This window comes from Immundisolibacter sp. (assembly GCF_050250495.1).
Taxonomy (GTDB): Bacteria; Pseudomonadota; Gammaproteobacteria; order Immundisolibacterales; family Immundisolibacteraceae; genus Immundisolibacter.
The window spans coordinates 143,154-166,584 of record NZ_JBFWOM010000005.1; the positions used below are offsets into that span (position 1 = coordinate 143,154).

The 23,431-nt window shown below is 70.8% G+C and carries 26 protein-coding genes; 15 read left to right on the top strand and 11 right to left on the bottom strand.

The annotated features are described in order from the left end of the window. Window positions 1–33: 33 nt before the first annotated feature. The 5 genes from rplS to ffh form a co-directional block, all read right to left on the bottom strand. Window positions 34–405, bottom strand: a complete 372-nt coding sequence (gene rplS, locus AB7F93_RS05925; RefSeq protein ID WP_428301963.1) for a 50S ribosomal protein L19 — start codon at window positions 403–405, stop codon at window positions 34–36. A 5-nt stretch (window positions 406–410) separates the two neighbouring features. Further along, window positions 411–1,184, bottom strand: coding sequence for a tRNA (guanosine(37)-N1)-methyltransferase TrmD (trmD, locus tag AB7F93_RS05930; RefSeq protein ID WP_428301964.1), 774 nt, complete (start codon window positions 1,182–1,184; stop codon window positions 411–413). A 5-nt stretch (window positions 1,185–1,189) separates the two neighbouring features. Continuing rightward, window positions 1,190–1,675 (bottom strand): ribosome maturation factor RimM, encoded by a 486-nt coding sequence (rimM, locus tag AB7F93_RS05935; RefSeq protein ID WP_428301965.1) that lies wholly within the window; start codon window positions 1,673–1,675, stop codon window positions 1,190–1,192. A 22-nt stretch (window positions 1,676–1,697) separates the two neighbouring features. Further along, window positions 1,698–1,955 carry a 30S ribosomal protein S16 gene (gene rpsP, locus AB7F93_RS05940; protein ID WP_428301966.1) on the bottom strand — a complete coding sequence of 86 codons (258 nt, stop codon included), beginning with the start codon at window positions 1,953–1,955 and terminating at the stop codon, window positions 1,698–1,700. Between the two features lie 120 nt (window positions 1,956–2,075). Then, window positions 2,076–3,437 carry a signal recognition particle protein gene (ffh, locus tag AB7F93_RS05945; protein WP_428301967.1) on the bottom strand — a complete coding sequence of 454 codons (1,362 nt, stop codon included), beginning with the start codon at window positions 3,435–3,437 and terminating at the stop codon, window positions 2,076–2,078. Window positions 3,438–3,511: 74 nt separating this feature from the next. Between ffh and AB7F93_RS05950 the strand changes: the two genes are divergently transcribed. The 4 genes from AB7F93_RS05950 (at window position 3,512) to AB7F93_RS05965 (ending at window position 6,825) form a co-directional block, all read left to right on the top strand. Continuing rightward, window positions 3,512–4,081, top strand: a complete 570-nt coding sequence (locus tag AB7F93_RS05950; protein WP_428301968.1) for a class I SAM-dependent methyltransferase — start codon at window positions 3,512–3,514, stop codon at window positions 4,079–4,081. Further along, complete coding sequence (locus tag AB7F93_RS05955) at window positions 4,078–4,542, top strand: hypothetical protein (RefSeq protein ID WP_428301969.1); 465 nt, start codon at window positions 4,078–4,080, stop codon at window positions 4,540–4,542. Before AB7F93_RS05950 ends, AB7F93_RS05955 begins: the two co-directional genes overlap by 4 nt. A gap of 91 nt (window positions 4,543–4,633) precedes the next feature. Continuing rightward, complete coding sequence (locus AB7F93_RS05960) at window positions 4,634–5,569, top strand: ABC transporter ATP-binding protein (RefSeq protein ID WP_428301970.1); 936 nt, start codon at window positions 4,634–4,636, stop codon at window positions 5,567–5,569. Beyond that, on the top strand, window positions 5,566–6,825 hold the full coding sequence (locus AB7F93_RS05965; protein ID WP_428301971.1) for a hypothetical protein: 1,260 nt from the start codon (window positions 5,566–5,568) through the stop codon (window positions 6,823–6,825). The genes AB7F93_RS05960 and AB7F93_RS05965 overlap by 4 nt, the downstream gene beginning before the upstream one ends. Window positions 6,826–6,834: 9 nt before the next feature. Here AB7F93_RS05965 and AB7F93_RS05970 read toward each other — a convergent pair whose 3' ends face one another. Then, entirely contained in the window at window positions 6,835–7,632 is a 798-nt protein-coding gene (locus tag AB7F93_RS05970) for an SDR family oxidoreductase (RefSeq protein ID WP_428301972.1), read from the bottom strand. A 95-nt stretch (window positions 7,633–7,727) separates the two neighbouring features. On the opposite strand from AB7F93_RS05970, the gene AB7F93_RS05975 reads away from it, so the two are divergent. The 7 genes from AB7F93_RS05975 to AB7F93_RS06005 all read left to right on the top strand — a co-directional run bounded on the left by AB7F93_RS05975 (window position 7,728) and on the right by AB7F93_RS06005 (window position 14,990). Then, window positions 7,728–9,161, top strand: coding sequence for an SLC13 family permease (locus tag AB7F93_RS05975; RefSeq protein WP_428301973.1), 1,434 nt, complete (start codon window positions 7,728–7,730; stop codon window positions 9,159–9,161). A 4-nt stretch (window positions 9,162–9,165) separates the two neighbouring features. Further along, on the top strand, window positions 9,166–10,548 hold the full coding sequence (cysG, locus tag AB7F93_RS05980; protein ID WP_428301974.1) for a siroheme synthase CysG: 1,383 nt from the start codon (window positions 9,166–9,168) through the stop codon (window positions 10,546–10,548). Continuing rightward, the gene (locus tag AB7F93_RS05985; protein ID WP_428301975.1) at window positions 10,541–11,959 is read left to right on the top strand and encodes an MFS transporter; all 1,419 of its coding nucleotides are present in this window, start codon (window positions 10,541–10,543) and stop codon (window positions 11,957–11,959) included. The genes cysG and AB7F93_RS05985 overlap by 8 nt, the downstream gene beginning before the upstream one ends. Beyond that, window positions 11,956–12,246, top strand: a complete 291-nt coding sequence (locus tag AB7F93_RS05990) for an Lrp/AsnC family transcriptional regulator (RefSeq protein WP_428301976.1) — start codon at window positions 11,956–11,958, stop codon at window positions 12,244–12,246. The genes AB7F93_RS05985 and AB7F93_RS05990 overlap by 4 nt, the downstream gene beginning before the upstream one ends. Window position 12,247: 1 nt before the next feature. Next, entirely contained in the window at window positions 12,248–13,477 is a 1,230-nt protein-coding gene (locus tag AB7F93_RS05995) for a diguanylate cyclase domain-containing protein (protein WP_428301977.1), read from the top strand. 17 nt (window positions 13,478–13,494) lie between these two features. Beyond that, on the top strand, window positions 13,495–14,076 hold the full coding sequence (locus AB7F93_RS06000; RefSeq protein WP_428301978.1) for a DUF445 domain-containing protein: 582 nt from the start codon (window positions 13,495–13,497) through the stop codon (window positions 14,074–14,076). Between the two features lie 62 nt (window positions 14,077–14,138). Continuing rightward, window positions 14,139–14,990, top strand: a complete 852-nt coding sequence (locus AB7F93_RS06005) for an alpha/beta fold hydrolase (RefSeq protein ID WP_428301979.1) — start codon at window positions 14,139–14,141, stop codon at window positions 14,988–14,990. A gap of 69 nt (window positions 14,991–15,059) precedes the next feature. Here AB7F93_RS06005 and uvrD read toward each other — a convergent pair whose 3' ends face one another. Genes uvrD through AB7F93_RS06020 form a run of 3 tightly spaced genes read right to left on the bottom strand, consistent with a single transcriptional unit; the run spans window position 15,060 to window position 17,995 of the window. Then, window positions 15,060–17,369 carry a DNA helicase II gene (uvrD, locus tag AB7F93_RS06010; protein ID WP_428301980.1) on the bottom strand — a complete coding sequence of 770 codons (2,310 nt, stop codon included), beginning with the start codon at window positions 17,367–17,369 and terminating at the stop codon, window positions 15,060–15,062. A gap of 57 nt (window positions 17,370–17,426) precedes the next feature. Beyond that, on the bottom strand, window positions 17,427–17,759 hold the full coding sequence (locus AB7F93_RS06015; protein WP_428301981.1) for a type II toxin-antitoxin system RelE/ParE family toxin: 333 nt from the start codon (window positions 17,757–17,759) through the stop codon (window positions 17,427–17,429). Next, window positions 17,756–17,995, bottom strand: a complete 240-nt coding sequence (locus AB7F93_RS06020; RefSeq protein WP_428301982.1) for a type II toxin-antitoxin system ParD family antitoxin — start codon at window positions 17,993–17,995, stop codon at window positions 17,756–17,758. The genes AB7F93_RS06015 and AB7F93_RS06020 overlap by 4 nt, the downstream gene beginning before the upstream one ends. 125 nt (window positions 17,996–18,120) lie before the next feature. Here AB7F93_RS06020 and lipA point away from each other — a divergent pair, with 125 nt between their 5' ends. The 3 genes from lipA to AB7F93_RS06035 are packed head-to-tail and all read left to right on the top strand — an operon-like array spanning window position 18,121 to window position 20,361. After that, window positions 18,121–19,071 (top strand): lipoyl synthase, encoded by a 951-nt coding sequence (gene lipA / locus AB7F93_RS06025; protein WP_428301992.1) that lies wholly within the window; start codon window positions 18,121–18,123, stop codon window positions 19,069–19,071. A 1-nt stretch (window position 19,072) separates the two neighbouring features. Continuing rightward, window positions 19,073–19,834: a YdcF family protein gene (locus AB7F93_RS06030; protein WP_428301983.1), complete on the top strand. Its 762-nt coding sequence runs from the start codon at window positions 19,073–19,075 to the stop codon at window positions 19,832–19,834. After that, entirely contained in the window at window positions 19,831–20,361 is a 531-nt protein-coding gene (locus AB7F93_RS06035; protein WP_428301984.1) for an NUDIX hydrolase, read from the top strand. The genes AB7F93_RS06030 and AB7F93_RS06035 overlap by 4 nt, the downstream gene beginning before the upstream one ends. 21 nt (window positions 20,362–20,382) lie before the next feature. Here the strand turns inward: AB7F93_RS06035 and AB7F93_RS06040 are convergent, their stop codons facing one another. Continuing rightward, window positions 20,383–21,384: a ketopantoate reductase family protein gene (locus tag AB7F93_RS06040; protein ID WP_428301985.1), complete on the bottom strand. Its 1,002-nt coding sequence runs from the start codon at window positions 21,382–21,384 to the stop codon at window positions 20,383–20,385. A 155-nt stretch (window positions 21,385–21,539) separates the two neighbouring features. On the opposite strand from AB7F93_RS06040, the gene AB7F93_RS06045 reads away from it, so the two are divergent. Beyond that, entirely contained in the window at window positions 21,540–22,175 is a 636-nt protein-coding gene (locus tag AB7F93_RS06045; RefSeq protein WP_428301986.1) for a sulfotransferase family protein, read from the top strand. Window positions 22,176–22,361: 186 nt separating this feature from the next. Here AB7F93_RS06045 and AB7F93_RS06050 read toward each other — a convergent pair whose 3' ends face one another. Then, window positions 22,362–23,363, bottom strand: coding sequence for an integron integrase (locus AB7F93_RS06050; protein WP_428301987.1), 1,002 nt, complete (start codon window positions 23,361–23,363; stop codon window positions 22,362–22,364). Window positions 23,364–23,431 lie beyond the last annotated feature (68 nt).

Below are 23,431 nucleotides of genomic sequence, written 5' to 3' on the forward strand. Positions count from 1 at the left end.
CTGGCATTGTCGCCGGCCGCATCGGGTGCTGCCTTATTCGGCCGCCGCGGTCTGCGTGCGCACGGCGAGCTTCTCGCGGATGCGCGCCGCCTTACCCTGCAGGCCGCGCAGGTGGTACAGCTTGGCCTTGTGCACGCGGCCGCGGCGCTTGACCTCGATGCTCTGGATCTGCGGGCTGTAGGTCTGGAACACGCGCTCCACGCCCTCGCCGTGCGACATCTTGCGCACCGTGAAGGACGAGTGCAGGCCGCGGTTGCGACGGGCGATGACCACGCCCTCGTAGGCCTGCAGGCGCTCGCGGTTGCCTTCCTTGACCTTCACCTGCACCAGCACGGTGTCGCCGGCGCGAAAGTCCGGCACGGTCTGCGTCATCTGCTCGGCGTTGAGCTGGTCGATGATGTTCATAGTGCTCACTCCTGATTGTCCAAGGCCGGACAGTGGCCGTCAGTATCGGCCATGGTCCGGTATTCATCCAGCAGCCGCCGCTGCTCGTCCGTCAAAACCATGCGCTCCAGCAGGTCCGGCCGGCGCCGCCAGGTGCGCGCCAGCGCCTGCTGCAAACGCCAGCGCGCGATGCGCGCGTGGTCGCCGCCCAGCAGCACCGGCGGCGCCGCCCGCCCCGCCAGCACCTGCGGGCGGGTGTAGTGCGGATGGTCCAGCAGGCCGTGCATGAACGAATCCTGCTGCGCCGACTGCGCATCGCCGAGTGCGTCCGGCAGCAGCCGCACCACGGCATCGATCATCATCATGGCCGGCAGCTCACCGCCGCTGAGCACGTAGTCGCCGCACGACCACTCCTCGTCCACGGCGAGCTCCAGCACCCGCTCGTCGAGCCCCTCGTAGCGCCCGCACAGCAGCAGCAGGCGCTCGCGGCCGGCCAGCTCGCAGGCCGCCGCCTGGTCGAAGCGCCGGCCCTGCGGCGTCAGATACGCCACGCGCACCGGTCCGTCCGCCGCCGCCCGCGCCGCGGCAATCGCCGCCAGCACCGGCTCGGCCTTCAGCACCATGCCCGGCCCGCCGCCGAAGGGCGCGTCGTCCACCGTGCGGTGCCGGTCGGTGGCGAAATCACGCAACTGCCACGTGTGCAGGCTCGCGATGCCGCGCCCGATCGCGCGCCCGACCACACCGCTGCCCGCCACCGCCTGCACCAGCTCCGGGAACAGCGTGATGACGTCGATGCGCACCGGCGTCAGTACTCCGCGTCCCAGTCCACCTCGATGCGGCCGGCGTCGAGATCGACCTTCTTCACCACCTGCGGCAGTGCGAACGGGATCAGCCGCTCGCGCTCGCCCTGCACTACCAGTACGTCGTGCACACCGGTCTCGATGAGGTGATCGACCCGCCCGAGCGGCGTACCGTCCGCGGTCACCACGGCAAGACCAATCAGGTCGTGCCAGTACCAGCTGCCGGCCGGCGCCGCTTCCAGCACCGAGCGCGGCACGGCGAGCTCGAAGCCCGTCAGCCGCGCTGCGGCGTCGCGATCGTCCACACCCGCAAAGCGCACCAGCACGCGCTCGCCCTGCATCCGGCCGTCGGCAATTTCCAGCACCTGCCGCTGGCCGCGCCGCATCGCCTCGAAGCGGCGATGCCGCAGGAGGTTCTCCGGCGGGTCCGTGAAGGACCAGCACTGCGACCAGCCGCGCACGCCGTGCGGGGCACCGACCCGCCCCAGCACGACCGTGTCGGCGGTGTCCGGATCAGGCGGCAGCTTCGGCCTTGCGCAGTTGCTTCAGCAGCGCCGCGACGCGATCGCTGGCCTTGGCGCCGACGCCCAGCCAGTAGTCGACGCGCGCAAGATCGATCTTGGTCGGTTGCTCGGCGCTGGTGGCGATCGGGTTGAAAAAGCCGATCTGCTCGATGAAGCGGCCGTCACGCGGGTTGCGGCTGTCGGTCACGACCACGCGGTAGAACGGCCGTTTCTTGGCCCCGCCACGGGCAAGGCGAATGGTCACCATGAAGATTTTCCTGCTGGCTGTGGAGTGCCGGACCCTGATCGGCCGGCAGCGGCGAACCGCGAATTCTATGAGCGCGTCAGCGCAAACTCAAGGAAGGGGATTCATCCGGCGCTTTGCTTCTCAACGCCCCGGAAAGCCACCGCGCATGTTGCCCATGCCGCGCATGAGTTTTTTCATGCCGCCCGGCTTGCCGAGTTTCTTCATCATCTTCTGGCTCTGCTCGAATTGCTTCAGCAGCCGGTTCACGTCCTGAATCTGCACGCCGGAGCCGGCGGCGATGCGCCGCTTGCGCGAGCCGTTGATCAGATCGGGAAAGCGCCGCTCCTTGGCGGTCATCGAGTTGATGATGGCCTCGATCTGCCCGAGCTGCTTGCCGCTCGCGAGCTGCTCGCGCGCCTGGGGGTTGATGCCGCTCATGCCGGGCAGCTTGTCGAGCAGGCTGCCCAGGCCGCCCATGCCCTGCACCATCTTGAGCTGATCGCGAAAATCGTTGAAGTCGAAGCCCTTGCCGCGGCGCAGCTTGTCTTCGAGCCGCGCCGCCTGGTCGCGGTCGATGTTGCGCTGCACGTCCTCGACCAGGCTGACCACGTCGCCCATGCCGAGGATGCGCGACGCCACGCGCTCGGGGTGGAACGGTTCCAGCGCGCCGATCTTCTCGCCGACGCCGAGGAACTTGATCGGCGCGCCGGTGACCTCGCGGATGGACAGCGCCGCGCCGCCGCGCGCGTCGCCGTCGGCCTTGGTGAGGATGACGCCGGTCAGCGGCAGCGCCTCGTGGAAGGCCTTGGCCGTGTTGACGGCGTCCTGGCCGGTCATGGAATCGACCACGAACAGCGTTTCGAGCGGCCGCACCGCGCCGTGGATGGCCTTGATCTCGGCCATCATGGCCTCGTCCACATGCAGGCGCCCGGCGGTGTCGACGATCACCACGTCGATGGCGCGCCGGCGCGCCTCGGCCACGGCTTCGGCGGCGATGTCGACCGGCTTCTGGCTAGCCTCACTCGGCTGGAACTGCGCGCCGACCTGCCCCGCCAGCACGCGCAACTGCTCGATGGCGGCCGGGCGGTACACGTCGGCGCTCACCAGCAGCACGGATTTTTTCTGCTCGCGCAGCAACCGGGCGAGCTTGGCCGTGGTGGTGGTCTTGCCCGAGCCCTGCAGGCCCGCCATCAGGATCACCACCGGCGGCGCGCCGGCGAGGTTCAGCGCCGCGTTGGCGCTGCCCATGAGCGTGACCAGCCGGTCGTGCACCAGCTTGACCAGCAACTGGCCGGGGTTGAGGCTCTTGCCGATCTCGCGCCCGATGGCGTCCTGCCGCACCTGCTCGATGAAGCCGCGCACCACCGGCAGCGCGACGTCGGCCTCCAGCAGCGCCATGCGCACCTCGCGCAGCGCGTCCGCGATGTTGTCGTCGGTGAGGTAGGCCTGGCCGCGCAGGCGGCGCACGGTCGCTTCGAGGCGTTCGGTGAGGCTGTTGAACATGGGCAGGGCCGACGGTGAGGCTGCGGCGGGCGCCGGTTACCCTGTGCGCCGCCTGATGATTGCCCGGCAGTTTAATGCAGCCACCCGATCCCGCCGCCGCGCCGCCCCGCGCGCCCGGCAAGCACAGCAGCTTCGAATTCGTGGCCCACGCGCCGGTGCTGGCCGCACTCGCCGGCGCCGGGCGCGTGCTCGATCTTGGCTGCGGACGCGGCGACTGGAGTCTCGGGCTCGCACGGCGGGGCATACCCGTGCTGGCCATCGACCTGTGGGTGGATGGCCTCGCCTGGCTTGCCGCGCAGTCACACGGACTGCCGCTGCTGGCGCTGCGGGCGGACATCACCGCGCCGCTGCCATTGGCGAATGGGTCCGTCGACGGCGCGCTGCTGGCGCTGGTGCTGCATCACCTCGCGGGCAGCGGCAGGGCACCCGGCGTGCTCACTGAGATCGCGCGCGTGCTGCGCCCGGGCGGCGTGGTGGCAATCGTCGAGTTCCTGCCGGTACCGCCGCCACCGGGGCCGCCGCTCGCGGTACGCGTGCCGCCGGGCGAGGTACTCGCCCTCGCAGCCGGCGCCGGATTGCGCGGCGATCAGCCCCAGCCCGTCGCCGACCACGTGGCGCTTTACGTGCTGCGCAAACCCGCATGAACGACGACGTGCTGCGCCTTGCCGATGTCGATGCCGGGGCGCTGATCGCCCTGCTCGGCGCGCAGGGGCTCACGGTCGAGTGGCTGGCACCGGACGCGCTGATTCCCGGCAGCTATTGGGGCGAGAGCGAAGCCGGCCTGGTCGGCGACCGGCTCTACGTGCGCCCGGACACGCCGCTGCACTCGGCCCTGCACGAGGCCTGCCACTGGCTGTGCATGGACGCCGCCCGCCGCGCCGGCCTGCACACGGACGCCGGCGGCGACGACGTCGAGGAATGCGCCGTCTGCTACCTGCAGATCCTGCTGGCGGATCACCTGCCGGGGGTCGGCCGGGCGCGGCTGATGCGCGACATGGACGCCTGGGGCTACAGCTTTCGGCTGGGGTCGACCGCTGCGTGGTTCGAGCACGACGCCGAGGACGCGCGCGCCTGGTTGCGCGAACGGGGCCTGCCGTCGGCATGAAGCCGCCGGGCGCCATTGCAGCGCCGCGCGGCGCGCCGGACACTGCGCCGCCGACTTGTCCACACCCTTCCGAAACGGACGCACCCACACCATGAACCGCGCCGCCATCGTGGTCGAGCAGCTCAGTTTCGAGTACCCCGGCGTCAGGGCGCTCGACGCGGTGTCGTTTCGCGTGGAGCCGGCCAGCGTCACGGCGCTGGTCGGGCCGAACGGCGCCGGCAAGTCGACGCTGCTGCGCTGCATCGCCGGGCTCGACCGGCCGCTGCTCGGGCGCATCGAGCTCGCCGGCGTGGACGTGCTGGAGGAGCCGCGTCTCGCGCACCGGCGCCTCGGGTATCTGGCCGATTTCTACGGCCTGTACGACGCGCTCACGGTGCGCCGCGCGCTCAGCTACATGGCCGCCGCGCACGGCGTGGCGCAGCGCGATCTCGCCGCCACCGTGCAGCGCACCGCCGAGCGGCTCGACATCGACGGCCTGCTGGAGCGGCGCTGCGGCGAGCTGTCGCGCGGCCAGCGCCAGCGCGTCGCCATCGGTCAGGCGCTGGTGCACGCGCCGCCGGTGCTGCTGCTGGACGAACCGGCCGCTGGCCTCGACCCCGAGGCGCGCCACGCGCTGGCCGGCCTGTTCCGGCGCCTGCAGGGCGACGGCATGACGCTGCTGGTGTCGTCCCACATCCTCGCCGAGCTCGACGAGTACTGCACGCACATGCTGGTGCTGCGCGCCGGGCGGCTCGTCGAGCACCGCGCGCTTGGCGTGAGCCCGGCCGCGCCGCGGCGGCAGGTGCGCCTCGGTCTCACTGCACCCGCGGCGGACCTCGCGGGAGTGATCGGGGCCATCCCGAACGCCCAACTGCTTGAAAGCGACACCACCGAAGCGCTGCTCGAAATCACCGGCGACGACGTTGCCCAGGCCGGCGTGCTGCGCGCGCTGGTCGAGCGCGGCGTGCCGGTGTGCGCCTTCAGCCCGCAGCGCGAGAACCTGCACGCGTCCTACCTGCGCACGGTCGGCACCGAGGAGGCGCCATGAACCCGGAACTGCGCCGCAACCTGTGGCTGGAGCTGTCGGTGCACCGCCTGGTGGCCACGCCGGCCATCATCGCGCTCGCCTGCGCGCTCATCCTCAGCAACACCCACAGCCCGGAGCCACTCGCCGCCGTGGCCGGCGCGGCGAGCGCGCTGTTGCTCGCTGCGTTCGGCAGCAAGCTCGCCGCCGACAGCGTCGGCGACGAGGCGCGCAACCGCACCTGGGACGCGCAGCGCCTGACGAGTCTTGGCCCGTGGCAGATGACGCTCGGCAAGCTGTTCGGCGCCACCGCGTTTGTCTGGTACGCGGGTGGGCTGTGTCTTGCGGTGTTCATCCTGGCGGGCGCGCAGTGGCTCCCGACGCTCAAGCTCGCGGGCCTCATCGTCGCGGGGTCGGTGCTGTGCCACGCCGTGGCGATCGGCGGCGCCGTGCTCGGCGCGCAGCGCGGTCAGGGCACCCGCAGCACGAATGCCGTGGTCTGGCTGCTGGCGCTGCTGTGGCTGGTCGGCCCGCTGCGCGACTGGACACGCGATCACGAGGTCGTCAGCTGGTGGGGCGCAAGCTTCGCCCGCATCGATTTCGCGCTCGCCAGCGCCGTGGTGTTTGCGGCGTGGGCCGTGTTCGGCGCGTATCGCAGCCTGTGTCAGGCGCTGCACGTACCGACGCTGCCGTGGGCGCTGGTGGCGTTTCTTGGCTTCGCGAGCGGGTATCTGGCCGGCTTCGTGAACCCGGCGACCGGCACGGCGGCGGGGCGGCTGCTCGGCACGGGCGTTGCGGTGAGCCTTGTCGCCACCTACGGGCTGCTGTTTCTGGAGCAGACCGGCGTCGTCGCCATGCGGCAGGTGCAGACGCGCGTAGCGCGCCGGCAGTGGGCACAGGCGGCGCGCGAGCTGCCGGGCTGGCCGGTGGCGCTGGCCGTCGCGCTGCTGTTCGCCCTCGGCACGCAGTTCACGGCCGCCACCGGGTGGCCGATGGCGACGCTCGCGCTCGCGCTGTGCCTGTTCGCGCTGCGCGACGCGGCGCTGATGCAGGCCTTTGCCTACGCGCGCCAGCCGCGCCGGGTGGCGGCCACCACGTTGATCTATCTCGCCCTGCTGTACGGCCTGCTGCCGTGGTTGCTGCGGACGCTCGGCGCGGACGATCTGGCCGGCCTGCTGCTGCCGCTCGGCAACGACGCGACGGGGTTCACCACCCTCGCCGCCGCGGCGCAGGCCGCCGTGGCGGTCGGCTTCGCCATCTGGCGCTGGCGGCGCCTGTGACGGCGCGGCCTACAGATAAACGCCCTGCGTGCTGTTGCCGTCCACGGTAATGACGCTGCCGCAGATGTAGCTGGCGCGGTCCGACGCCGCAAAGCACACGGCGTTCGCCACGTCCTGCGGGTGCGCCATGCGCTTCAGCGGCAGCGCGGCGTCCACCTCCGCCTGCAACTGCGCAGGCGTCTTGCCCTCGGCCGGCGCGCGGGCGGCCACCAGGCGCGTCCAGCGGTCGGTGGTGACGCCGGACGGCGCCACGCCGAGCACGCGGATGCCCTGCGGCGCGCACAGGTCCGCAAAGCTCTTGGTGAAGTTGTACAGCGCGGCATTGCTGATGCCGACCGGCATGTAGGACGCCTTCGGGTTGCGCCCGGCGGTGCCGAGCACGTTCACGATCACGCCCGATTGCTGTTTCTGCATCACCGGGTACACGGCCCGGCTGGCGCGGATGTGGCATTGCAGCTTCTGGTTCCAGCCGGTGAGCCAGGCGTCGTTCGTGATGTCGGCGAACTCGCCGGCCGGCAGCTTGCCGGCGGCGTTGTTGACCAGCACGTCGATGCGCCCGTAGCGCTCGACCGTGGCCGCCACCAGGCGCTCGACGTCGGCATCGGCGGTCACGTCGCAGGTGGCCGTCGCGACCTCTTTCGCCCCGGCTTCGCTCGCCGCTGCCGCAGCCGCCGTGAGACCATCCGCACCGCGCGCCGCGAGCATCAGCCGGGCGCCTTCGCCCGCAAAGGTGACGGCGCAGGCAAGACCAATGCCCTGCGTGGCGCCGGTGACAACCACGACTTTTCCGGCCAGTCCGAGATCCATGTTTCAGCCCCTCCGGCGTGTGTTTTCAGCCCGCCCGGCACTATACCGGAGCGTTTTCCTTCGCCGGGTCGGCACCGCCGTGCGCCCCGCCGTCGATGCCTGAGGCGAACCCACCCTCGCGCGCCGCGCTGCTGGCCGGGCCGGCGCTGTTCGCGCTGCTGCTGGCCATTCCGGCGCCGGGTGGCTTCTCGCCCGCCGCCTGGCAGGTGGCCGCGCTCACGCTGTGGATGGGCACCTGGTGGCTCACCGAGGCGCTGCCGCTGCCGGTGACGGCGCTGCTGCCGCTGCTGGTGCTGCCGGTGCTCGGCGTGGCCAGACTGGACCCGGTCGCGGCGCAGTTCGCGCACCCGATCGTGTGGCTGTTCTTCGGCGGCTTCGCGCTGAGTCTCGCCATCGAAAAACACGGCCTGCACCAGCGTCTGGTGGCGGCGGTGCTGCGCCTGAGCGGCCACGGCCCGCGGGCGGCGCTGGGCGGCGTGATGTTGGCGACCGCGGCGCTGAGCCTGTGGGTCAACAACACGTCGGCGGCGCTCGCCATGCTGCCGGCCGGGCGCGCGCTGATCGACCGCTGGCCGGCGGACGACGGGCATGCGGACGACCCTGGCGCGCCGCGCTTTGCCCGCGCCGTGCTGCTCGGCATCGCCTACGCGGCAACGCTGGGCGGCCTGGGCACGCTGGTCGGCACGGCGCCCAATGCGTTCCTGGCCGCCTTCCTGCAAGACCGGTACGGCATCGAGATTGGTTTTGCGCGCTGGATGCTGGTCGGCGTGCCGCTGGCGGCCGTGCTGCTGCTGGCGAGTTGGTGGCTGCTGGTGCGCCAGCACCGCCTGCCGGCGCACGCGCCGCCGCTCGGCGTGACCAGCGCGCACGGCGCCTGGAGCACCGGCGAGCGACGTCTCGCGCTGGTGTTCGGTCTGGTGGTGGCGGCCTGGCTGCTGCGGCCGCTCGCACCCTGGGCGTGGGCGCAGCGGCTGGGCGATTCCGGCGTCGCCATGGCCGGCGCGCTCGCCCTGTTCCTGCTGCCTGCCGGCGGCGGCGAGCGGCGCGCGCTGCTCGGCTGGCCGGACGTGGAGCGCCTGCCCTGGGGCGTGCTGGTGATGTTCGGCGGCGGCCTCGCGCTCGCCGACGCGGTGAGCAGCAGCGGGCTCGCGCAGGCGCTCGGCGGGCTGCTGGCGCCGCTCACCGACGGGCCGCCGTGGCTGATCCTGGCCGCCGTGGTGGCGAGCATCATTCTGATCTCGGAATTCGCCAGCAACGTGGCGGTGGCGGCGGCCTTCCTGCCGGTGGTGGGCGCCATCGCGGCCGGCGGCGACAGTGGCAACGGGGACATCGTGGCGCTCGCCATCCCGGCCGGGCTCGCCGCGAGCTGCGCCTTCATGCTGCCGGTGGGCACGCCGCCGAACGCGCTGGCCTTCTCGCAGGGCGTGCTTGCGGTGCGCGACATGGCGCGCGCCGGCCTCTATCTGAACCTGCTGTCGTGGCTGCTGCTGACGCTGGCGCTGCCGCCGTGGTTGAAGCTGTTGTTCTAGGTCAATGGACTACCTGCCGATTTTTCTCGACGTGCGTGGCCGGCCCTGCCTGGTGGTGGGCGGCGGCCCGGTGGCGGCGCGCAAGCTGTCGCTGCTGCTGCGTGCGGGTGCCCGCGGCGTGGTGGTGGCGCCTGACATTTGCGACGAGCTGCGCGCGCTAGTCGGCGACGTGGAACTGCGCGAGCGGCCATTCGAGCCGACCGACATCGACGGCATGACGCTGGCGATCGCCGCCACCGACGATGCCGCGCTCAACGCCGAAGTGGCCGCCGAGGCCCGCGCCCGCGCCGTGCCGGTGAACGTGGTCGACACGCCCGCGCTGTGCAGCTTCATCATGCCGGCGGTGGTGGACCGCTCGCCGGTGATCGCGGCGGTGAGCTCCGGCGGCCGCGCGCCGGTGCTGACGCGGCTGCTGCGCGCGCGGCTCGAAACGCTGATCCCGGCCGCGTATGGGCGCCTGGCGGATCTGGCCGGCAGCGTGCGCGGCGCGGTGCGCGCAAGCATCACGGACCCCATCGCGCGGCGCCGCTTCTGGGACGAGGCGCTGCAAGGCCCGGTGGCGGAACTCGCACTCTCGGGACAGGACACGCGCGCCCGGCAACTGCTCGACCGGCTGATCGCGCGCGGCGCGGCCGGCGGCGTGGGCGAGGTGTACCTGGTCGGTGCCGGGCCGGGCGACCCGGACCTGCTCACGTTTCGCGCGCTGCGGTTGCTGCAGCAGGCCGACGTGATCGTGTACGACCGGCTGGTGGCGCCCGAGATTCTCGACATGGCGCGGCGCGAGGCCGAACGCATCGACGCCGGCAAGCGCGCCAGCCAGCACACGCTGCCGCAGGAGGACATCAACGCACTGCTGGTGCGGCTCACCAAGGCCGGCAAGCGCGTGCTGCGCCTGAAGGGCGGCGACCCGTTCACGTTCGGCCGCGGCGGGGAGGAAATCGCCACCCTGGCCGCCGAGGGCATTCCGTTCCAGATCGTTCCGGGCGTCACCGCCGCGAGTGGCTGCGCGGCGTATGCCGGCATCCCGCTCACCCACCGCGACCACGCGCAACTGTGCGTGTTCGTGACCGGGCATCTGAAGGACGGCGGCGTCGATCTGCCGTGGGATCAACTGGTGGCGATCGGCGGCACGCTGGTGGTGTACATGGGCCTGGGCGCCATCGAACCGATCTGCGCCGCGCTGATCGCCCACGGCAAGGACCCCGCCACGCCCGCCGCGGTGGTGGCCGAGGGCACCACGCTGCGCCAGCAGGTGGTGACATCGGCCCTCGCCGACCTGCCCGCCGCCGCCCAGCACCTGCCGGGGCCGGCGCTGATCATCGTCGGCGGCGTGGTGTCGCTGCACGACACGCTGGCCTGGTTCGCGCCGGCGCCCGCCGATGCCTGAGCGGCCATCCCCGCTGCGCAGCCGCCTGTTCTGGGTGGGCGCGCTGTACTTCGCGCAGGGCCTGCCGCTCGGCATTTTTCTCGACCTGCTGCCGGTGTACTTCCGCCAGCAGGGCGTGGATCTGCGCCAGATCGGCGTGCTCGGCCTGCTCGGTCTCGCCTGGACGCTGAAGTTCCTGTGGGCGCCGGCCGTGGACGCCTGGCGCGGGCACCGGCGCTGGATGCAGGCGGCGAATCTGCTGATGGCCGGCTGTGTGCTGGCGCTGGCCGGGCTCACGCCCGACCAGCCCGCGCTGTGGCTGGCGCTCGGGCTGTTCGCGCTGGCGTCGGCCACCAACGACATCGCCATCGACGGCTACACCGTGGAGAAGGTGCCGCCCGAGGAGCTGGGTCTGGCCAACGGCGTGCGCATCGCGCTGTACCGCGTCGGCATGCTGACGGCGGGTGCGCTGCTGATGGCGAGCGGGCACATCGGCTGGCCGGCCACGTTCACCGCGGCCGCGGGCGTGCTGGCGCTGCTGGCGCTGGTGTGCCGCGCCGCACCGGCCGAGGCGCCGCGCGTGGCGCCGCGCCCCCGGCTCGCGGACATCGCCACGCTGCTGCGCCAGCCGCGCGTGCGTTACGCCGGTCTGGCGCTCGTCGCGCTGCTCGCCTGGCTGGTGGGCAGACAGATGCAGTGGCTGGGCGGCCACGCCGAGACCGCGCTCGCGGCCGCCGCGCTCGGTCTTTTCGCGCTGGCCGCGCGGCAACCGGCGCGCGGTGGGGCACAGCCGCTCACGGCGCCGTTCGCCTCGCTGCTGGCCCGCCCGCACATGCTGGCGGTGCTGGCGTTCGCGCTGACCTTCAAGCTCGGTGACGCGGCCATGGGTTTCATGGTCAAACCGTTCTGGGTGGATGCGGGATTCAGCGCAAGTGAAATTGGCCTCGTTTCCGTCAACGCCGGTTTGTTACTGTCTGTGGCCGGCGGCGTGCTGGGCGGCGTGGTAACGCACCGACTGGGCGTGTTCACGGCGCTGTGGTCGCTGGGTCTGTTGCAGGCGCTGTCGAATCTCGGCTACGCCTATGCGGCGCATCTCGACGCCACGGGCACGGTATCGACCACGGTGCTGTACGGCGCCAGCGTGGCCGAATCGTTCACCGGCGGGCTCGGCACGGGGGCGTTTCTGGCCTTCCTGATGGCAGTGGTGGATCGCCGCCAGGCGGCCAGCGAATATGCCCTGTTGTCGTCGCTGTTCGCGCTCAGCCGGTCGCTTGCGGGCTTCGCCAGCGGCTTTGGAGCGGAGCTGATGGGCTATCGGGACTACTTTCTGCTGACATTCCTGCTGTGTTTTCCGGCCTATGCGCTGCTGCCGGCGGTGCGCCGCGCCCTGGCGGCCTGCGACCACGCCACCCCCACGGAGGCTGCCCGATGATCACGGCATTCGTGCTGATCCGCGCCGAGCGCGGCCAGGTCAATTCACTGGCGCAGACGCTCGCCGAGCTGCCCGGCGTGGCCGAGGTGTACTCGGTCAGCGGCCCGCACGACCTGGTGGCGATTGCCCGCGTGGCGCGGCCCGAGGATCTGTCCGCGCTGGTCACCGAGCGGCTCGCCGTGCTCAAGGGCATCGTCGGCACGGAAACGCTGCTGGCGTTTCGCGCCTACTCGCGGCACGACCTCGACAGCCTGTTCGACGTCGGGCTGGGGGCGTCCGGAGCGTGAGGTGAGCTCAACGCGCACCGCCGGCACGCGCGGCCCGCGCCGGGACGCCCTGGCCGAGGCGGCCGACGTCGCCGACGCGCTGCCACCCGACGCCAGCAGCACGGCGCAACTGCGCCGGCAGGTGGTGGATCTGTACCGCCGCGGCGCGCTGCCGCCGCTGCTGAGCCTGCTGTGCGCCTGCGGCCTGGCCGGCCTGCTGTGGCCGGACCTGTCCGTGCCAAAGGTGGTGGCCTGGCTGGGTGTGCACGGCGCGGTGTCCGTGGGTCGGGGCTGGCTGGCAAGACGCTTCACCCGCCAGCGGGTGGCGGAAACGCGCCTCGCGCAGTGGCGCACGTACTACGTCAACTCGGCGCTGGTGGCGGGACTTGCCTGGGGTATCGGCAGCGTGCTGCTGGTGGCCGGCAGCGGGCCCAAGCAGCAACTGCTGACCTGGCTGGTGCTGGTGGCCGCCGTGCTGGTGGAGTTCGCGCCGCTGGCGCGTCTTGGCCGCGCATTCGGCTGGCTGCTGATCGCAACCCTGACGGCGCCGCTGGCCCTCAGTCTGCTGGGACCGCAAGCCGCGCCGGCGGCGGCCGGCGGCCTGCTGCTGCTGGCGTTCAGCAGCGCGCTCGCCGGCGCCGAGCTGTACCGCACCTACACGGACGGCATCCTGCTGCAGGTGGAGTTCGCGCGGCTGGCGCGCTTCGATCAGCTCACCGGCCTCGCCAACCGCCGCCACTTCGACGAGACCCTGGCGGGCGAGTGGCAACGCGCGCTGCGCCAGGGCGGCGAGGTAGCGCTGATCATCTTCGACGTCGACCACTTCAAGCGCTACAACGACCACTTCGGCCACCCGGCCGGCGACACCTGCCTGCGGCGTCTGGCCGCCGCGGCGCGCGATCTGGTGCACCGTCCAAGCGATCTGGTGGTCCGCATGGGCGGTGAGGAGTTCGCCGTGCTGCTGCCGCAGACGCCCGCCAGCGGCGCCACCGCCATCGCCGACATGTTGCGCCTGGCGATCGAGAATCTGCGCCTGCCGCATGCGTCGGCCGCCGGGCAGCCGTTCGTGACCATCAGCGTCGGCGTCGCCAGCCTGCGCCCGGACAGCGGCCTGCACTTCGACGACCTGGTCAAGGCGGCCGACGCGGCGCTGTACCAGGCCAAGGCAGCGGGCCGCAATCGGGTAATGACGGCGCCGGAGCCGGAGCGGGCCTCCGCCGCCGCACAACGACTGCGGGGGGTGATGAGTTGAGTGCGTGGACAAGCTGGGTGCTGCCGCCGCTGGTCGGCGCCGTGATCGGCGGGGTGACCAACGACGTCGCCATCCGCATGCTGTTCCGGCCCTACGCGCCGTGGCGGGTGCTCGGCTGGCGGGTACCGCTGACGCCGGGCCTGATCCCGCGCGAGCGTGGCCAGATTGCCTATGCCATCGCCGAGACCTTCACCCAGCATGTGCTGGACGGCGACCAGGTGGCTGACCTGCTGCTGACCGAGCAGGTGCGCGGGCGCCTGAAGGACAAGGTGGCCGGCATGGTCGACCAGCTCGGCGGGCTGCTCGGCGCCAACGCCGCCATGCTCGGCATGGCCAAGGGCATGGCGGGCGACCTCCTGCTGCGCGAGATCGATGCCCTGGCGCGCGCCGATGGCCCGAGCGGCGATCACATCCGCGAGCGCATCCGCGAGCGCATCGACGCGCTCGACGTGGCCCGGCTCGAAGACCTGGTGCTGGGCTTCTCGCGCAGGCAGTTCCGCGCCATCACCTGGTTCGGCGTGCTGCTCGGCGGGCTCATCGGCGTCGCGCAGGTGCTGCTGGCGCAGGTGCTGCCCGCAGTCGGTCAAGCCGCTGGCTGACGCGCTGCCCGCGCTACCATCGCGCCCGTTCGCGCTTTCCCGAAAAACCCGAGGAGAAACTCATGGACGTGGCCAACGCCCGCCAGAAAACCGGCGGCTTCGACACCTTCTTCCACCACTGCGGCGCCGCGGACGCGCAGCCCGTGATCCTGCTGCACGGCTCCGGGCCGGGCGCGAATGCCATGTCCAACTGGGTGCACGCGCTGCCGTTCCTGGGCGAGCGCTACCGCGCCATCGCGCCCGACATCGCCGGCTTTGGCGAGAGCCAGCACCACGCGCCGCCGACCGGCGCCGCGGCGTGGATCGAGGCGTGGACGGCGCAGATCATTGCCCTCATGGACGGCCTTGGCATCGGCAAGGCGCACCTGGTCGGCAATTCCATGGGCGGCGGTGTCACGCTGCAACTGCTGCGCCGGCACCCCGAGCGCTTCGAGCGCATCGTGCTGATGGGCGCGGTCGGTGCGCCGTTCACCGCCACACCCGGCCTGCAACGCGGCTGGGGCTACTACCGCACAGGCACCGAGGAGGAACTCGCGTATCTCGTGCGCAAGTTCCTGCACAACCCGGACGTGCTGGGCGGGGACGTCGACGCCATCGCCCGCCAGCGCTTCGGCCTTGTGATGCAGGACCGCATCCGCAAGCAGTTCGAGCTGATGTTCCCGGGCGACGCGCAAGTGCACGTGGACGCCTTCGTGGTGCCCGAGCACGAGTTGCGCGCCATGCCGCACCCGACGCTGGTCACGCACGGGCGGGAGGACTTCTTCATCCCGACCAGCACCAGCCAGTACGTGGCCGAGCGCATGCCGAACGCGCAGCTGCACCAGTTCCACCACTGCGGGCACTGGATTCAGATCGAGCAGCGGCAGGCCTTCAACCAGCTGGTGCTGGATTTTCTGGACGGGCGTTTCGGCTGACGGGCACAGGCGGCATCGATCCGGCACACGCGCCGGATCGATTCGCGACGAGGCAGTAGCGACTACCGCTCAGGCCGGCGTGAGGCCGGCCATGTCCAGCATCAGCCACTTGCTGCCGGCGCTGGCGAACTTCACCTGCACGCGGGTGCGCGGGCCCTGGCCCTCGAAGTCAACGATGACGCCCTCGCCGAACTTGCCGTGGCGCACGCGCTGGCCGACTTCGAGCCCGCCCGCGCCTTCGGCGACCTTGGCCGGCGTGGCCCAGGCGCTCTCGCGCTTTGGCGGCGCGGCGGCCGGACGGGCGAAGTCGTTATTACCGCGGCTCGCACTGCGATTGCCGTAGCCGCCGTTGCCATACCCACGGCCGCCGAAGCCGCCATCGCCATAGGCATCACGCCCAAAGCCACCCGCCTGGCGCGCGCTCACCGGCCGGTCCACGGTGCCGCGCAGGCGCACTTCCGTCAGGTGCTCGGCGGGGATTTCTTCGATAAAACGCGACGCCATCGCCGGGCGCGTCTCGCCGTGGATGCGCCGGCTCTCGGCGTAGCTGACGAACAGCCGCTCGCGGGCGCGGGTGATGCCGACGTACGCGAGGCGCCGTTCTTCCTCCAGCCGCGCCGGCTCCTCGATGGAGCGCTGGCTCGGGAACAGGCCCTCCTCCACGCCGACCAGGAACACCTGCCGGAATTCGAGGCCCTTGGCCGAATGCAGCGTCATCAGCTGCACGCAGTCGGCGCCGGCCTCGCCCTGGGCGTCGCCGGCTTCGAGCGCGGCGTGGCTCAGGAACGCCGTGAGCGGGTCGAGCTCCTCGTCCTCGTTCACGAACAGGCTGGCGGCGTTCACGAGCTCGTCGAGGTTCTCCACCCGGCCCTCGCCACGGCCGTCGGGGTCCTTGGCATAGTGCGTCTTGAGGCCGCTGGCCTCGACGGCGACGGTCACCTGATCCATCAGCGGCTGGCCGTTGCCCGCCGCGCGCAGTTCGCCGATCAGCTTGGCGAAGCCGCCGAGCGCGCTGGCCGCCCGGCCGGGCAGGCCACCGCCCTCCAGCAGCCGCGTCAACACCGCCCACAGTGAAAGACCACCGGCGCGCGCTTCGTCGCGCAGGGTCTCCAGCGTCTTGTCGCCGATGCCGCGCGGCGGCTGGTTCACCACCCGCTCGAAGGCGGTGTCGTCGTTCGGGTTGGCGACGAGGCGCAGGTATGCGAGCGCGTCGCGTATCTCCGCCCGGTCGAAAAAGCGCTGCCCGCCATACACGCGGTAGCGGATGCGCCGCGCCATGAGCTGTTCCTCGAAGGCGCGCGACTGCGCGTTCGAGCGGTACAGGATGGCCACCTCGGCGCGCGGGTTGCCGGCAGCGGCCCAGGCCTCGATCTGCTCGACCACGAAGCGCGCCTCGTCCTGCTCGTTGTAGGCGGCGTACAGGCGAATCGGCTCGCCGCTGCCGGCGTCCGACCACAGGTTCTTGCCGAGGCGCTCGCGGTTGTTGGCGATCAGCGCGTTGGCGGCGGAAAGAATGGTGCCGGTCGAGCGGTAGTTCTGTTCGAGGCGGATCACCTTCACGTCCGGGAACTGGCGCTCGAACTCGCGCATGTTTTCCACCTTGGCGCCGCGCCAGCCGTAGATGGACTGGTCGTCGTCGCCGACCGCGAACAGGCTGGTTTCGCTTCCGGCGAGGTTCCGCAGCCAGGCGTACTGCAGCGTGTTGGTGTCCTGGAACTCGTCGACCAGGATGTGCCGGAAGCGGCGCCGGTAGTGGTCGCGCAGCGCCGGCTGCTGCACCCACAGCTCGTTCGACCGCAGCAGCAGCTCGCCGAAATCCACCATGCCGCCGCGCTCGCAGGCCGCCTCGTAGCGCCGGTACAGCTCGGCCAGGCGCTCGCGGTCGGCAAAACCCTGCGTGTCGATGTGGCGCGCGCGCTGGCCTTCGTCCTTGCGGGCGTTGATGAAGGACGCCACCGCCGCCGGCTTGGTCGTGTCGTCGCCAAGCTCGCGCAGCAGGCGCTTGATGAGGCGCTGCTGGTCGTCGGAATCGAGGATCTGGAACGTCTCCGGCAGCCCGGCCTCGCGCCAGTGCGCGCGCAGCAGGCGGTGCGCGATGCCGTGGAAGGTGCCCACCCACAGGCCGCGCGGCGACATGTGCAGCAGCTCGCCGATGCGCTCGCGCATCTCGGCCGCCGCCTTGTTGGTGAAGGTCACGGCCAGGATTTCCTGCGGCGCCGCGCGCTCGATTTCGATGAGCCAAGCAATGCGGTGCGTCAGCACGCGGGTCTTGCCGCTGCCGGCGCCCGCCACCACCAGCGCCGTCTGGCCGGGCGCGGTCACGGCCTCGCGCTGCGGCGGGTTCAGGCGTTCGATCTGGCGTTCGAGGGTCATGCTCATGCGGGGGTTTGGACGGGCGGACTGCGTGGCGGTTCCGGCCGACGCGGGGCGGGCATTTTATGCGAGGGGTGGCGGGGGCTCGGGCGCCTCACTCCCGCCGAGCGCCACGGAAACGTCCATGCTCCTGTGCAGGATGCGCACGATCTCGACCGGGCAATCCACGCCGTCGCGATAAAAGATCACGTGACTGCCCTGCGGGAATTTCCGGTAACCCGGCAGGATGTCTTCGCACGGCTTGCCGACGTGCGGGTTAGTCGCCAGCAGTCGAAACGCCTCGTCCAGTTGCCGGACGTACAGGTTGCGGCGATCCCGTCCCCAACGCCTGTCGGTGTACACGGCGATGGCGCGAAGATCCGCCACCGCCTTGCGGGTCAGCGCAAACGGCGTCACCGCGGGCGTTGATCCAGCTCTTCGATGAACGCCTCGCAGGTGTAATCCGCCCGGCCGCTTTGCTCGCCTTCACGCAGCGCGCGACGCAGCGCGGCGAGCCGGTCCTCGTTGTCTTCGAGCAAGCGCAGGCCGGCTCGAATCACCTCACTGGCGGAGCCGAAGCGGCCGACGTCGATTTGCCGTGCGATGAACTGCTCGAAGTGCTCGCCGAGACTGACGCTGGTGTTTCTGGCCATCTGTGCCTCTCAAGTACGAATAGATACCAACCATAGGTATCCGGCCGCGGCCGGTCAAGCGCCTGCCAATAGTCCACCCGGCTGCGCGACGTAAAATCGCCCACCTGCCCGGCATTACCCAGGACCTGCCCGTGACCACCTCCCGCAAGCTCGGCCAGCGCGGCCTCGACAAGGTGTCGCGCATCCCGGTCAAGGTGGAGCCGGTCGGCACGACGCTGCGCAAGCCGGACTGGCTGCGCGTGCGCCTGCCGGCGAGCCCGAACTTCCAGCGCGTCAAGACGCTGCTGCGCGACAACGCCCTGCACACGGTGTGCGAGGAAGCGTCCTGCCCCAACATCGGCGAGTGCTTCAGCAAGGGCACGGCCACGTTCATGATCATGGGCCACAAGTGCACGCGCCGCTGCCCGTTCTGCGACGTGGCGCACGGCAGCCCGGACCCGCTCGACGAGAACGAACCCGCGCACCTGGCCGACGCCGTGGCGACGCTGGGCCTGAAGTACGTCGTCATCACGTCGGTGGACCGGGACGACCTGCCGGACCGCGGCGCCGGGCACTTCGTGGACTGCATCCGCGCCGTGCGCGAGCGCTCGCCGGCCACCACCATCGAGGTGCTGGTGCCGGACTTTCGCCACCGCATCGACGTGGCGCTGGACATCCTCGCCGCCGCGCCGCCGGACGTGTTCAACCACAACATCGAGACCGTGCCGCGCCTGTACGCCGCCGCCCGGCCGGGCGCCGACTACGGGGGCTCGCTGGAATTGCTCAAGCGCTGCAAGGCGCTGCTGCCGGACCTGCCGACCAAGTCCGGCCTGATGCTCGGTCTTGGCGAGACGGACGAGGAGGTGCTCACCGTGATGGCGGACCTGCGCGCGCACGACGTCGACATGCTGACCATCGGCCAGTACCTGGCGCCCTCGGCGCACCACCTGCCGGTACGCCGCTACGTGCCGCCGGAAACCTTCGCCGAGCTCGCCGCGCGCGGCCGCGAGATGGGCTTTGCCAATGTCGCCAGCGGCCCGCTGGTGCGCTCGTCCTACCACGCCGACCTGCAGGCCGCCGGGCACGCCGTGGCCTGACGTGGAGTACTACGCCGTCAAGGCCGTGGCGGCGTTCGTCGAGCCGCCGGGCGTGTTCGTGGTGCTGCTCGCCGTGGCGGCGCTGCTCATCCGCCGCCGGCCGGGCCTCGCCCGCGCGCTGTGCGTGCTGTGCATCGCGGGCTTGCTGGTGCTGTCGAGCAGCATCGTCGCCAGCACGCTGCTCGATTCCCTGAGCCACTATCCGCCAGCCACGCCGGCGGCGCTGCGGCAGGCGCAGGCCATCGTCATCCTGGGCGGCGGCGCGCAGCGCAACCTCCTCGATTACGGCGGCGGCACGGTGAAGTCGTTCGCCCTGGAACGCCTGCGCTACGGCGCGCTGCTCGCCCGGCAAACCGGCCTGCCGGTGCTGGTGACCGACGGCGGCCCGAAAGACGACGTGCCGGGCGCCGCGTACATGGTGCAGGCGCTGGCCGACTGGGGCGTGCAGCCGCGCTGGGTGGAAAGCCGCGCCCGCACCACCTACGACAACGCCCGCTACAGCCGCGACCTGCTGGCGCCGGACGGCATCACCCGCGTGGCACTGGTGACGCACGGCTGGCACCTACCGCGCGCGGTGGCGGTGTTCGAGCACGCCGGTTTGGACGTGATACCGGCGCCGACGCTGGTGCCCGCGCCGTGGAAAACCGGCTCGGACCTGCCCGGCTGGCTGCCGGACGGGCTGGCGTTTGCGCGCTCCATGCTCGCCGTGCACGAGTACGTGGGCGGCGCCTGGTACCGCCTGCGTTACGGCAGCGGCGTATGACCGTCACTGTACAACCCGCCGCCACGGTGGCGCCGCTGCGCGACGGCCCGCACGGGCTCGAAGTGCTGCTCGTGCAGCGCAGCCCGGCGCTGGTGTTTGCGCCGGGTGCGTGGGTGTTTCCGGGCGGGCGGGTGGACGAGGGCGACCACCGCGACGGCGCCGAGCGCGCGCCAAGACGTGCGGCCGTGCGCGAGGCGGCCGAGGAAGCCGGCCTGCTGCTCGACCCCGACGCGCTGGTGGAGGTGGCCCACTGGACCACGCCGCCCGGGCAGGTGCGCCGGTACGCGACGTGGTTTTTCGTGGCCGATGCCAACCGCTGCGGCGGCGTGCGCGTGGACGGCACCGAGGCGGTCGATTACCGCTGGCTGACCCCGGCCGATGCGCTCGCCGCCGGGCGGGCGCACGACCTCACCCTGATCCGCCCGACCATCGCCACGCTGACCGAACTGCTGGATTTTGCGGACGTGGCCGCGGCGCTGGCCGGCTTCGCGGCGCGAGCCACACTGCGCCACGCGCCGGGTTCCTGACCCGCCCCGGCGGACGGGTCGCTATTTCAGATAGTGATCCAGCAGCTTGATGGTGCGGTACGCCGCCACCACGGTCGGAATGGCGATCCGCAGCTCGCGCGCCTTGTCGATGAACGGCTTGATGATCTCGTCCACCTCCAGCTTGCGCCCGCGCGTGAAGTCCACGTGCATGGAGGTGCGGCTTTTCATGTTGGCGGCCTTCAGCTGGTTGCCCCAGGCCATGAGCAGCGCCACGCCCTCGTCGAAACTGCCTTTCTCCAGATCCCGAAACTGCGTCATCGGCGCGTAGAAGTCCTGTGGCTCGTAGCCGAGTGCGCGGTAGACCGACAGCAGTTCGAGCCCGATCTGCATGTACGACTCGGCGCCCTCGCGCACCGTGATGCCGTCGATGAAATAGAAATCGCCCCCGGCGAGATTGCTCACCGACCAGCTCGACGCAAGCCCAATCTGCACCAGCTTTTCCCAGGTCACCTGCTTGATGTTGTCGACCGCCTTGGCGCTCATCCGGGCGGCGGTGAAGGCGCGGGCGAGCTCCTCCACGCGCGGCGTGATGCGGCCGTCGAGTTCGCCAAAGTACGCCGTGGCCGGGCCGGTGAAGGGGTTGATGCACTTGCCAGGCGCGACCAGCGTCGCGCCTTCCATGGTGGACGCGCCGACCACCTTGCCTGGACCCGCCCAGGCTTCCAGGCGCGGCTCCTTGTTGATGCCGTTTTGCAGCGTCAGCACCGTGCCGACGCGCCGCACCAGGTCCTGCGCGTCCGCCAGCGTCGACTCCATGTCCTTGCTTTTGACGCACACGATCAGGTAGTCGTGCTCGCCCGGCACCTGGTCCGGGTGCGTGGCCAGCGTGAGGCGGTCCCGGATGCGGAAATCGCCCTTCGGGCCGGTGATTTCGAGGCCGTCCCTGGCGATCGCGTCCATGTGCGCCTGGCGGCCGATCAGCGTCACGTCCTGCCCGGTGTCGGCGAGGTAACCACCGACCACGGAGCCGAGACCGCCGGCGCCCAGAATGATGTATTTCATTGACTCGCTCCTCGTGCTCGCGCTCGTTAGTGTGGTGTTGCCGGCCGCGTGCGCGTCCGCGGGCCGGGGGTTTCTATACCACCGCCGGCCGCCCGGCGGCGTCTGGTTACACTCTGCGGCCTCGCTTGGGCACCACAATTTCGGGAGCAGACTCAATGGCATTGCAAGTCATCGGCGCCGGCCTTGGCCGCACCGGCACGCTGTCGCTGAAGGCGGCGCTGGAACGACTGGGCTTCGGCCCGTGTTACCACATGACGCGCATCTTCGAGCACATCGAGCACGGTCCGATGTGGCAGCAGTTCGCGGCCGGCGCGCGCGGCGACTGGGACAGCCTGCTGGGTGAGTACAACTCCGCCGTGGACTGGCCGGCGAGCTACTTCTGGCGCGAACTCGCGGCGTTCTACCCGCACGCCAAGGTCATCCTCACCGTGCGCGACGCCGAGCGCTGGTTCAGCAGCATCGACGGCACGCTGTTCCGCTTCATGCAGGCATCGGAAATACCGGACGACGAGGCGGCGCGCCGGCAGATCGCCATGGCGCGCGACATCGTGCAGCAGCGCACCTTCGACAACCGCATCACCGACCGCGCGCACGTCATCGACGTGTACGAGCGCCACAACCGCACCGTGCAGCAGACCCTGCCGGCTGGGCGTCTGCTCACCTACGACGTGGCACAGGGTTGGGCGCCGCTGTGCGCGTTCCTCGGCGTGCCCGTGCCGGACGAACCCTTCCCGCGCATCAACGCCCAGCAGGAACTGCTGGACACGCATGCCGAGCGGTACAAGCTCTGATCGGCGCCGACCGGGCTGCCCGCGCTAACCCCGCGGGTCGCTCAACCCACACGCAGCACGGCGGGTCGCGGCTGCACCTGGCTCACCATTGAGCCGGAATCAGCCGAGCTCCCCGCCATCGACAGCGCGGAATAACCGCGCGTTGTTGGCACAACCAGTCCGCAGCCCGCCAGACCGCCTTGCGCCTCAATCCAGCGGACTGACCACACCCCGCCCACCGCGGTTCAGAACGTGGGTATAGATCATCGTGGTGCTCACGTCCGCGTGGCCGAGCAATTCCTGCACGGTGCGGATGTCGTAACCGCCTTCCAGCAAATGAGTGGCAAACGAGTGCCGCAGCGTGTGGGGAGTGGCCGGCTTGGCGATACCAGCGGCCAACACCGCCTTGCGCATTTGGCGCTGCAGCTGTTTCTCGTCCACGTGATGTCGCCGCCGCTCGCCACTGCGTGGGTCCGTGGAAATACCCGCCGCAGGGAAAACATACTGCCAACCCCACGCCTTGGCCGCATTCGGGTACTTCACCGCCAGAGCATCCGGTAGCCACACCGCGCCATACCCCGCCGCAAGATCGGTATCGTGCAAGGATTTGACCTGCGCCAGATGCGCGCGCAGCGACACTGCCAACGACCGCGGCAACATCGTCACTCTATCCTTGCCACCCTTGCCGTCGCGCACGGTGATCTGATGCAGCGCGAAGTCAACATCCTTCACCCGCAGCCGCACGCACTCCATAAGCCGCATCCCGGTTCCATACAGCAAGCGCAGCATCATGCCCGCGGTGCCATCGGTGTGCTCCAAAATCGATTGCACCTCGGACCGCGTCAGCACCACCGGCAGACGGGCGGGCCTTTTTGCCCGCGCCACGTCGTCCAGCCACGGCAGCGGAGCAGCGAGAACCTCCCGATACAGAAACAGAATCGCCGCCAACGCCAGGTTCTGGGTGGCCGCCGCCACTCCCCGCTCCACCGCCAGACTGGTCAGGAACGCTTCCACCTCCTGCTTGCCCATGTCACGCGGGTGGCGTTTGCCGTGAAAAAGGATGTACCTTTTTGCCCAGTGCACGTAGGACAGTTCGGTTCGCTTCGCATAGCCCAGCCGGCGGACCCGGTCCCGTACCTGGTCCAGCAGCTTGGGAGGCGACCCTCCGGGAGGCTTTGGTGGATAATCCGGCACGTTGCGCCAACCCATTGATAACAATGCTTCTGTCTCGCATTGCGAGCGGGATTATACACCGGCCGGTGTACAATTCACGTTAG

Coding starts and splice junctions, on each gene's coding strand:
- rplS (WP_428301963.1), bottom strand. CDS start 405: ATGAACATCATCGACCAGCTCAACGCCGAGCAGATGACGCAGACCGTG.
- rpsP (WP_428301966.1), bottom strand. CDS start 1,955: ATGGTGACCATTCGCCTTGCCCGTGGCGGGGCCAAGAAACGGCCGTTC.
- ffh (WP_428301967.1), bottom strand. CDS start 3,437: ATGTTCAACAGCCTCACCGAACGCCTCGAAGCGACCGTGCGCCGCCTG.
- AB7F93_RS05950 (WP_428301968.1), top strand. CDS start 3,512: ATGCAGCCACCCGATCCCGCCGCCGCGCCGCCCCGCGCGCCCGGCAAG.
- AB7F93_RS05955 (WP_428301969.1), top strand. CDS start 4,078: ATGAACGACGACGTGCTGCGCCTTGCCGATGTCGATGCCGGGGCGCTG.
- AB7F93_RS05960 (WP_428301970.1), top strand. CDS start 4,634: ATGAACCGCGCCGCCATCGTGGTCGAGCAGCTCAGTTTCGAGTACCCC.
- AB7F93_RS05965 (WP_428301971.1), top strand. CDS start 5,566: ATGAACCCGGAACTGCGCCGCAACCTGTGGCTGGAGCTGTCGGTGCAC.
- AB7F93_RS05970 (WP_428301972.1), bottom strand. CDS start 7,632: ATGGATCTCGGACTGGCCGGAAAAGTCGTGGTTGTCACCGGCGCCACG.
- AB7F93_RS05975 (WP_428301973.1), top strand. CDS start 7,728: ATGCCTGAGGCGAACCCACCCTCGCGCGCCGCGCTGCTGGCCGGGCCG.
- cysG (WP_428301974.1), top strand. CDS start 9,166: ATGGACTACCTGCCGATTTTTCTCGACGTGCGTGGCCGGCCCTGCCTG.
- AB7F93_RS05985 (WP_428301975.1), top strand. CDS start 10,541: ATGCCTGAGCGGCCATCCCCGCTGCGCAGCCGCCTGTTCTGGGTGGGC.
- AB7F93_RS05990 (WP_428301976.1), top strand. CDS start 11,956: ATGATCACGGCATTCGTGCTGATCCGCGCCGAGCGCGGCCAGGTCAAT.
- AB7F93_RS06005 (WP_428301979.1), top strand. CDS start 14,139: ATGGACGTGGCCAACGCCCGCCAGAAAACCGGCGGCTTCGACACCTTC.
- uvrD (WP_428301980.1), bottom strand. CDS start 17,369: ATGAGCATGACCCTCGAACGCCAGATCGAACGCCTGAACCCGCCGCAG.
- AB7F93_RS06020 (WP_428301982.1), bottom strand. CDS start 17,995: ATGGCCAGAAACACCAGCGTCAGTCTCGGCGAGCACTTCGAGCAGTTC.
- AB7F93_RS06035 (WP_428301984.1), top strand. CDS start 19,831: ATGACCGTCACTGTACAACCCGCCGCCACGGTGGCGCCGCTGCGCGAC.
- AB7F93_RS06040 (WP_428301985.1), bottom strand. CDS start 21,384: ATGAAATACATCATTCTGGGCGCCGGCGGTCTCGGCTCCGTGGTCGGT.
- AB7F93_RS06045 (WP_428301986.1), top strand. CDS start 21,540: ATGGCATTGCAAGTCATCGGCGCCGGCCTTGGCCGCACCGGCACGCTG.
- AB7F93_RS06050 (WP_428301987.1), bottom strand. CDS start 23,363: ATGGGTTGGCGCAACGTGCCGGATTATCCACCAAAGCCTCCCGGAGGG.